At 70.0% G+C, this 5,261-nt stretch carries 7 protein-coding genes; 5 read left to right on the top strand and 2 right to left on the bottom strand.

Features of this window, described 5'->3' with window-relative positions:
* The 5 genes from VN520_RS21470 to VN520_RS21490 all read left to right on the top strand — a co-directional run.
* Positions 1-515: CBS domain-containing protein (locus VN520_RS21470; RefSeq protein ID WP_325748561.1), on the top strand; the 515-nt coding region annotated here is incomplete at its 5' end.
* On the top strand, positions 512-1,366 hold the full coding sequence (locus tag VN520_RS21475; RefSeq protein ID WP_325748562.1) for an ABC transporter permease: 855 nt from the start codon (positions 512-514) through the stop codon (positions 1,364-1,366). The genes VN520_RS21470 and VN520_RS21475, both read left to right, overlap by 4 nt.
* Entirely contained in the window at positions 1,363-2,334 is a 972-nt protein-coding gene (locus tag VN520_RS21480) for a glycine betaine ABC transporter substrate-binding protein (protein WP_325748563.1), read from the top strand. Before VN520_RS21475 ends, VN520_RS21480 begins: the two co-directional genes overlap by 4 nt.
* An 88-nt stretch (positions 2,335-2,422) precedes the next feature.
* Positions 2,423-3,037, top strand: a complete 615-nt coding sequence (locus tag VN520_RS21485) for a winged helix-turn-helix domain-containing protein (RefSeq protein WP_325748564.1) — start codon at positions 2,423-2,425, stop codon at positions 3,035-3,037.
* Positions 3,038-3,050: 13 nt separating this feature from the next.
* Positions 3,051-3,233: a hypothetical protein gene (locus tag VN520_RS21490; protein ID WP_325748565.1), complete on the top strand. Its 183-nt coding sequence runs from the start codon at positions 3,051-3,053 to the stop codon at positions 3,231-3,233.
* Between the two features lie 111 nt (positions 3,234-3,344).
* Here the strand turns inward: VN520_RS21490 and VN520_RS21495 are convergent, their stop codons facing one another.
* Both VN520_RS21495 and VN520_RS21500 read right to left on the bottom strand, forming a co-directional pair.
* On the bottom strand, positions 3,345-4,133 hold the full coding sequence (locus VN520_RS21495; RefSeq protein WP_325748566.1) for a S16 family serine protease: 789 nt from the start codon (positions 4,131-4,133) through the stop codon (positions 3,345-3,347).
* Positions 4,134-4,253: 120 nt separating this feature from the next.
* Positions 4,254-4,895, bottom strand: a complete 642-nt coding sequence (locus VN520_RS21500) for an IclR family transcriptional regulator (protein ID WP_325748567.1) — start codon at positions 4,893-4,895, stop codon at positions 4,254-4,256.
* Positions 4,896-5,261: the final 366 nt, after the last annotated feature.

The raw sequence follows: 5,261 nt of genomic DNA on the forward strand, positions 1-5,261 counted from the left end.
CGGACGACTTCGTCTCCGGCTTCGTGGGGGCGGGCGCCGCCCTGAAGCGGCTCAACCTCACCCGCGTACGGGACGTCGGGATCGCCGACTTCCCGACGGTGACCGTCGAGGACCCGCTCCAGTCGATCTTCAACAAGCTGCGGGACGGCCAGCACAACGAGCTGCTGATGCTGGACCGCCGGAACCGTCCCTACAAGTGGCTGCGGCGCGGTGACCTGATGCGGGCCAAGGGCTCGCTCGCCAGGGCCGGGCAGCTGGTGCACGACACGGTGACCCGGGACGCCACGCTCCACGACGCGCTGGAGGCGGTACTGACCGACAGCAGCGGGCGGGTCGCCGTGACGGGGCGGCGCGGTGAGTTCATCGGCGTCGTCGACATGCGCACCCTGATGAACTCCGTGCAGGAACTCCTGGAGGCCGACCGGCTCGCCGCGATGGAGCACCAGCACGATCTGGAGGAGCTGCGTTCCCACCGGACGGAGCAGGAACTGGAGGGCGGTGGCAGCGGGTCATGACCCCCAGTCATCAGGCGCCCCCCAAGGGGGAGCGTCCGCCCGGAGAGCACGACGTGGGAGGCCACGCCTTCCGCGACGAGGAGGCGGAGCCCTCTTTGCCGCCGCCCGCGCCGCAGCGCCGCATCACCTGGAAGAAGCTCCTGCTGGTACCGGCGGTCTGCGCGGTCGTCCTCGTGGCGACCTACCTGTGGATCACCGAGGTCGACCTCGACTCCATCGCGCAGAACTCCCTGACCGGCGACAACGTCCAGGTCCGCTGGTGGCAGCACGTGAGGCTGACGGCGATCTCCACCTTCTGGGTGCTGGTCATCGCGATCCCGCTCGGCATCGCACTGACCCGGCGCGGTCTGAAGAAGGCCGCCCCCGTGGTCACGGCCATCGCCAACATCGGCCAGGCCACCCCCGCCATCGGGCTGCTGGCCCTGCTGGTGATCTGGCTGGGCATCGGCCCGTCGACCGCGATCATCGGAATGGTGATCTACGCGGTCCTGCCGGTGCTGTCCAACACGGTGGCGGGGCTGAACTCGATCGAGCCGACGCTCGTGGAGGCCTCCCGGGGCATCGGCATGTCGGCGATGGGCACGCTCACCAAGGTCGAGCTGCCGCTCGCCGTCCCGCTGATCCTTGCGGGCGTACGGACGGCGCTGGTGCTCAACGTGGGCACGGCGACCCTCGCCACCTTCGGCGGTGGCGGCGGCCTCGGCGACCTGATCACCTCGGGGATCCAGACGCAGCGCATGCCCGTGCTGGTGCTCGGATCCGTACTGACGGTGGTGCTGGCCCTGCTGGTGGACTGGCTGGCCTCGCTGGTGGAACTGTGGCTGACGCCGCGCGGACTGGAGGAAGCGTGAGGGTACGTACGGGCCTGGCATCGGCGGCCGCGCTCGCCCTCCTGCTCACGGGGTGCGGGCTGAAGAGCGGATCACCGCTGGTGGACGAGGTGGAACCGGGGTCGGTCGGCAAGGGACAGCCGCTCAAGGGCGCGTCCCTCACCGTGACCTCGAAGAACTTCAGCGAGAACATCATCCTCGGGCACGTGATGGGCCTGGTCTTCAAGGCGGCGGGTGCCGAGGTCCTGGACCGCACCAACCTGCCCGGCTCGATCAGCGCGCGCGAGGCGGTCGCCCAGGGCGAGGCCGACGCGCTGTACGACTACACGGGTACGGCGTGGATCACCTACCTGGGCCACGCCGAACCGATCGTCGACCCGCAGGAGCAGTGGAAGGCGGTCCGCGACGAGGACCTGGGCCACGGGGTGACCTGGCTGCCGCCGGCCACGCTCGACAACACCTACGCCCTGGCCATCAGCAAGAAGAACAACGCCAGGTACAAGCTGAAGACCCTGTCGGACGTGGCCGAACTCGCGAAGAAGGATCCGAAGGCCGTGACGGTCTGCGTGGAGAACGAGTTCGCCTCGCGTGACGACGGGCTGCCCGGCATGCAGAAGAAGTACGGGATGAAGCTGCCCGCCTCGAACATCCAGAAGATGGACGCGGGGATCATCTACACCCAGGTGTCGGAGTCCGACTCCTGCCTGCTGGGCGAGGTGTACACCACCGACGGCCGCATCAAGGCGATGAACCTGGACGTCCTGGAGGACGACAAGCAGTTCTTCCCCAACTACAACGCCGCTCCCGCCCTCCACACAAAGACCCTGGAGGAGTACCCCGAGATCGCGGAACTGCTGGCACCCGTCACCAAGAAGCTGACGACGCAGCTCGCGCAGGAGCTGAACTCCAAGGTGGACGTGGACGGACAGGACCCGCACGAGGTGGCGAAGGACTGGCTGGTGGAGGAGGGATTCATCCGGGAGGGCTGAGCGGGGGATCGAGCGGAACCCGGAGTTCCGAAGAAGTCACTGCAAAAAATATGTTGCAAAGGAGTCTTTGCAACTCTATGGTCGTCGCATGCCACCGAACGAGTCCGAAGACCGGCCGGCGTCGTACGCCGACGACCCCAAGATCCACCACATCGACACCCGCACCCTGCGCGGGCTCGCCCACCCTCTGCGCATCCGGCTGCTGAACGCCCTGAGGGAGTTCGGCCCCGCCACCGCCTCCGGACTCGCCGACCGGCTCGGCGAGTCCAGCGGGGCGACCAGCTACCACCTGCGCCAGCTCGCGGCGTACGGCTTCGTCGAGGACGACCCGGAGCGTGGCAAGGGGCGCGAGCGGTGGTGGAAGGCCGTCCACATCGGCAACACCTTCAGCACCAGCAGCTTCCTGGAGCACCCGGACGCCGAGGTGCGCGGGGCCGTCGGGGTGGTGCTCCACGAGATCGCCACCACGCACGGCCAGGAGCTGAACACCTGGCTGGGGACGATGCACGAATGGCCCGAGGAGTGGCGCCGGGCCTGGGAGCTCAGCGACTTCAAGCTGCGCCTCACGCCCGAACTCTCGCAGGAGCTCGCAGAAAAAATGCACGAGCTGGTCCACAGCTACCAGCACCGCGTCCCCGACGGCACCGAGGGGTCGGCAGTCGTCCGCACCCACCTGCACATGTTCCCGCGTCCCACCGGCTGAGGGGTCCACCGTCATGCACAGCGACATCCACCACCTGCTGCACACCTACCGCGCCGCCGAACTCCGACGCGAGGCGGCGGAGTTCTCCCCCGCACGCCCCGGACTGCGCCACCGGATGGGCTGGACGATGGTCGCGCTGGGCCTGCGCCTGGCACAGACCGGCCCGGCCCCGGCCCGCACCGCCCGGACGGCCTGACGGTGGACGGGGGGAGACCGGCCCACCACCGCACCCCGCTCGCCGCCGTCCTGGCGTGGCAGAACTCCGCCTTGTCCCGCCCGGCCGCTCCGGAGGGTCCGGAGCGGCAGGTCAGCAGCTCGGGACCTGTCCTCCCTGCTCCAGGGCCCGCAGCGAGGACACCGCACCCTTCAGAGTCGTGACGGGGATCAGCCGCAGGCCCTCGGGCTGCTCGGCCTTCGCCTGCTTGCACTCGGCCTTCGGCACCAGGAAGACGGTCGCGCCGTCGCGCCGGGCGGCCTGCGTCTTGAGGGAGACCCCGCCGACCGCGCCGACCCCGCCGTCGGCCGCGATCGTCCCCGTACCGGCGACGATGCGGCCACCGGTCAGATCGCCGCCGGAGCCGTCGCCGGCCAGCTTGTCGATGATGCCGAGCGAGAAGAACAGGCCCGCGCTGGGCCCGCCGACATCGGCGAGCTGCAGGGTGACGTCCACCGAACCGGGCTTCCTGTCCAGGTAGTTCAGAGCCGCTTCGACGGCGACGTTCTGCGACTCCTTCATGTCCTGGAGGTTGTGCCGCTCGATCTCCTTCTCGGAGTCACCGGTCGGATAGACCGAGTCGCGCGGCATGACCGCCCGGTCCGCCCTGAACCAGCTGTCCACCACGTCACCGATCCCGACCTCGGCCGTCGGCCCGGTCGCCAGGATCGTCGTCATCCGCAGCTCGCCGTCGGTGCTGCGGGTCGGCGCGCCCTTGATCGTGATGACCTGTTTCCCCTTGTCGTCCCCCAGCACATCGGCGGTACTGCCGGGCTGCGCCACGGTGAACGGGAGCGGAGCGAAGGCCGCCGCGCCGAACAGCGCGAGGACGGGCAGCGCGCAGAGGGCGAGAGCGCGGGGGCGGGAGAGACGAATGGCCACCCGCCCAATCTATCCGCCGTACGCCTCCGGCTCCGACCGCCCCGGCATGACCGGGGCAGGCCCGCCCCGGTACGACCGGGGCGGGTGATGCCGCCACCGGGTGGCAGCTCCGGCGCGGTTCTAACGCAGCGCGTCGGCGACCTCACGGGCGGCGTCGAGGACCCGCGGGCCGACCCGTTCCGGTACGGCGTCCGCGAGCATCACCACACCCACGCTGCCCTCCACGCCCGAGACCCCGACCAGCGGCGCCGCCGCTCCGCAGGCACCGGCTTCGAGTTCGCCCCGGGTGAGGGTGTAGCCCGGGTGGCCGGCCGTCTTCTGCCGGGCGGTGAGGATCGCCCGGCCCGCGGCGCCCCTGTCCAGGGAGTGACGGAAGCCGGCCCGGTAGGCCACGTGGTAGTCGGTCCAGGTCGGCTCGACGACGGCGACCGCGAGGGCGTCCGAGCCGTCGACGAGGGTGAGGTGGGCGGTGGCCCCTATGTCCTCGGCCAGGGAACGCAGCGCGGGCAGGGCCGCCTCCCTGACGAGCGGGTGCACCTGCCGGCCCAGGCGCAGCACCCCCAGGCCCACTCGGGCCCGGCCGCCCAGGTCACGCCGGACGAGGGCGTGCTGTTCCAGGGTGGCGAGCAGTCGGTAGACCACGGTGCGGTTCACGCCGAGTTTGTTCGACAACTCGGTGACGGTCAGGCCGTGATCGGTATCGGCGAGCAGTTTGAGGACACGCAGTCCCCGGTCGAGCGTCTGAGAAGTCTCTGCGGTCACGACGCCCTCTCCCTCGTGGTGAGCGGGGCGGTTGTCTCTCCGGGATGCCGACGCCGGTCCCGCGGCGACGCACCGAGAGGCCGCCGACTGGCCATGGCACCGGCTGCGCTCCGCGGCCACACTGCCACGGGGCGTTCATGTTTCGGGGAGATTAGCGAGCGGGTCCGCTCAGCGGAAGGCCTCGTCCAGAATCCGGTCTCCTCCCGGAACGGCCCCGCATAACCGCCGGTCAGCGAGGAACCGTCCGGAACGCGAACATCTACGCGCGTTCAAGTCGGGTGACGCGGCGGCAACGCTGCGTGCATCACGCGTGAACGATTGTTAACTCACCGTGAATGAGCGTGCCAAATATATTTCCCGCACCGG

It is taken from the genome of Streptomyces sp. (assembly GCF_035563135.1).
GTDB lineage: Bacteria > Actinomycetota > Actinomycetes > Streptomycetales > Streptomycetaceae > Streptomyces.

Coding starts and splice junctions, on each gene's coding strand:
- VN520_RS21475 (WP_325748562.1), top strand. CDS start 512: ATGACCCCCAGTCATCAGGCGCCCCCCAAGGGGGAGCGTCCGCCCGGA.
- VN520_RS21485 (WP_325748564.1), top strand. CDS start 2,423: ATGCCACCGAACGAGTCCGAAGACCGGCCGGCGTCGTACGCCGACGAC.
- VN520_RS21490 (WP_325748565.1), top strand. CDS start 3,051: ATGCACAGCGACATCCACCACCTGCTGCACACCTACCGCGCCGCCGAA.